The 3,210-nt window shown below is 68.2% G+C and carries 3 protein-coding genes; 1 reads left to right on the top strand and 2 read right to left on the bottom strand.

Going from position 1 to position 3,210, the window contains the following annotated elements; genetic code table 11:
• Nucleotides 1–415: TetR/AcrR family transcriptional regulator (locus G6023_RS15040; protein ID WP_182636269.1), on the bottom strand; the 415-nt coding region annotated here is incomplete at its 3' end.
• The gene (locus G6023_RS15045; RefSeq protein ID WP_182636271.1) at nt 408–2,786 is read right to left on the bottom strand and encodes an MMPL family transporter; all 2,379 of its coding nucleotides are present in this window, start codon (nt 2,784–2,786) and stop codon (nt 408–410) included. The genes G6023_RS15040 and G6023_RS15045, both read right to left, overlap by 8 nt.
• Nucleotides 2,787–3,019: 233 nt before the next feature.
• Between G6023_RS15045 and G6023_RS15050 the strand changes: the two genes are divergently transcribed.
• A partial coding sequence (locus tag G6023_RS15050) for an MBL fold metallo-hydrolase (RefSeq protein WP_472986457.1) occupies nt 3,020–3,210 on the top strand: 191 nt, incomplete at its 3' end.

A 3,210-nucleotide genomic window follows, 5' to 3' on the forward strand; every position in this document is an offset into this window, starting at 1 on the left:
CCGCCTCGTAGAGCGGATCCAGGATGTTCTCGGCGATGCTGGTCCAGGCGTCCGGGCCCAGCATGAGGCCGATCTGCTCCCCGGCCACCAGCAGGTTCTCGGCGGCGTCGATATCGTCCGCCGAGCGCCCGTAGAGCTCGTGGAAGGTCGAGCGCAGGACATCCAGTGGCGACAGGTCTGCCGGCGCCTGCTCCACCTGCCGCACCCATTCGGCGATCTGTTCGCGCAGGAAGTGCACGAACGCGTCCTCGCGGTGGGCGAAGTAGTTGTGGAACGTCCGGGTCGAGACACCCGCCCTCCCGGCGATGGCCGAGACCGTCGCCCGCTCCGCCCCCTCGGCGACCAGCAGTTCCACTGCGGCCGCCGAGAGGCGGGTGCGGGTGTCGGCCTTCTTGCGCTCACGCAGGCTAGGCATCGACGCGGGCCTTCTCACCACCGTCGGCGGATGCCACAGCGGAGCTCTCCTGCTGCCCGGTCTCCAGGGCGGAGCCCTCCACGTCGACGGTGGGGAGGATCTTGTCCAACCACCGCGGCAGGCCCCAGGCGCGCTCGCCGAGGAGGAACATCACCGCGGGGATGATCGTCATGCGGACGACGAAGGCGTCGAACAGCACGGCGACCGCCAGGGCGAAGCCCATCACCTTGATGAACTGCTCGTCGATCAGCATGAACGCGGCGAAGACGCTGATCATGATCAGGGCCGCCGCGGTGACCACGCGGGCGCCGTGCTTGAAGCCGTTGGCCACCGCGTTGTGGGCGGTCTTGCCGTGGACCCAACCCTCACGCATGCGCGAGACCAGGAAGACCTGGTAGTCCATGGCGAGGCCGAACACGATGCCGATGAGCATGATGGGCAGGAAGCTGATGACCGGCTGCGGATCGGAGATGATGCCCAGCCAGCCCTCCTGCCAGATCGCGACCGTGATGCCGAAGGTCGCCGCCACCGACAGGCCGAAGCCCAGGGCGGCGATCAGCGGCACCCAGATCGACCGGAACACCAGCATGAGCAGGACGAACGCGAGCGCGAGGACGATGCCGACATACGGCAGCAGCACCTCGGTCAGACGCTCGGAGATGTCCTCGTAGATCGGGGTGACGCCGGTGACGGAGTAGGTCCCCCCGGTCTCCTGCTCGAAGCCCTCGGCTCCGGACCGGATCTCCTCGAGGACGCTCGCGGCGCGCTCGTCGGTGGCACCGTACTCGGGGGTGATGAGCACCTGGGCGGCGTCACCGGCCTCGTTGGTTTCGATGATCTGCGCGTTCTCCACCCCGTCGAACGCCTGGATCTGATCCACCGCGGCGGCCCACGCCGCCGGACGCTCCTCCTCCGGCACCTGCAGGGTGTCGACGAGCGCGATCATCGGGGCGTTGCGGCCCGGGCCGAACGCTTCCTCCGTCATGTCGTACGCCATACGGTTCGGGGTGTCCGGGGCCATCGTGCCGTCGGACGGCATGGCCAGCCGCAGCTGCGCGGCCGGGATGGCCAGCAGGAGGAGCAGCAGGACACCGGCGCCCGCGAAGAGCACGGGACGGGCACGGATCCGGCGGACCCACGCCAGGCCCATCGTCGGCTTCTCGTCCTCCGGGTCGGGCGCCTTGACGCCCTTGATGCGGGCGGCGAAGAGCTTGGTGCCGACCGCGCCGAGGATGGCCGGCAGCAGCGTGATCGCGACCAGCACGGCGATCGCCACCGTCGCGGCGGCGGACAGCGCCATCGCGGTGAGGAACGGGATGTTGATGATCGACAGCGCCGCGAGGGCGATGAGCACAGTCAGTCCTGCGAAGACGACCGCGGATCCGGCCTTGCCGACCGCGAGCCCGGCGAGGTGTGCACGCTTGTGGGCGTCGATCGCCTTGAGTTTCTCCGCGAGTTCGGCGGGCTCGAGATCGTTGCCGCCGATGTGTTTGACCAGCTCGGTGCGGAAGCGCGACACGATGAACAGCGCGTAGTCGATACCCACGGCCAGGCCGATCATGGACGCCAGGGTCGGCGTCATGGTGTTGATCGTGTCGGTGAAGGCGGTGGCGGCGAAGATGCCGCCGATGCCGATCCCGACGCCGATGACGCCCGTGAGCAGCGGCATGCCGGCGGCGATGAGCGAACCGAAGGTGACCAGGAGGATCACGGCGGCGACCGCGATGCCGATGATCTCGCCGACGGCGCTGATCTCGGACATCTGGAAGGCGTTGCCGGAGTACGCGATCGTCAGGTCGCCCTCGTGCTCGGCGACGACCTCGGCGAAGGCCTCGCGGTCCTCGGCCTGCACGTCCATCGTGCTCTCGGCGTCGAACCGCACCTCGACCGTGCCGGTGCTCTCGTCCGGGCTGAGCGGGCTCAACGCGGCGATATCGGCCGCGATCTGCTCCTCGGCGATGCCCTGCTCGGCCTTGGCCGCGGTCAACTGCTCCGACAGCCCCTCGGCCGCGATCACCGGGCTGACCAGCGCGTCGGTCCCGGCGAGAAAGTCCAGGCCCTGCAGATCGGCGAGGAAGGCATCGACGTCCTCGGACACCGCCGGGTCGGTGAGGGTGCTGCCCTCGGGCGCCCCGATGACGACGGTCCCCGTCGGGGCGTCGAGCTGGCTGCCCGCGCCGGCGAACCTCTCCTGCATCTCTTCCTGGGTCTCGATGGACTCCAGTCCCGGGATCGAGAAGGTGGTGCTGGTCTGCTGCGTCAGCGTGGCGGCGGCCGTGCCGACACCGACGATCAACAGCATCCAGGCTGCGATGAACCGCCATCTGAACAGATAGGCGGACCGCCCGATGCGGTAGAGGAATGACGCCATGCGCTGGCTCCTGGTGCGTAGGTGCATTTCGCGAACCCTCGCAGTTTTGCACGGCATCTGCACGATTGCACAGCCCGTGCAATCTTTTGTGGCGCAGAACACTCCCGGACGCCAAGCGCGGCGGCAGAACAGCCGCAAGGACATACCCCCAGAGTGTCTTGCGTATACCCCATGGGGTATGTATTGTCGTGGCACACCCCGAAACAGGGAACCCGATCGACAAGGAGAGCAGCATGCTTCTCGAGCGCATCTACGACGAAGACCTCGCCCAGGCCGGTTACTTCATCGGCTGCCAGGCCAAGAACGAGGCGATGGTGGTGGACGCCCGCCGCGACATCCGCCAGTACCTGGACCTCGCGGCCCGGCACGGCATGACGATCACCGCCGTCACCGAGACCCACATCCACGCCGACTACCTGTCCGG

This window comes from Dietzia sp. DQ11-71, from assembly GCF_014144995.1.
GTDB lineage: Bacteria > Actinomycetota > Actinomycetes > Mycobacteriales > Mycobacteriaceae > Dietzia > Dietzia kunjamensis.

Excerpts from the sequence above, each read along its gene's own strand:
- G6023_RS15045 (WP_182636271.1), bottom strand. The coding sequence starts at position 2,786 with ATGGCGTCATTCCTCTACCGCATCGGGCGGTCCGCCTATCTGTTCAGA.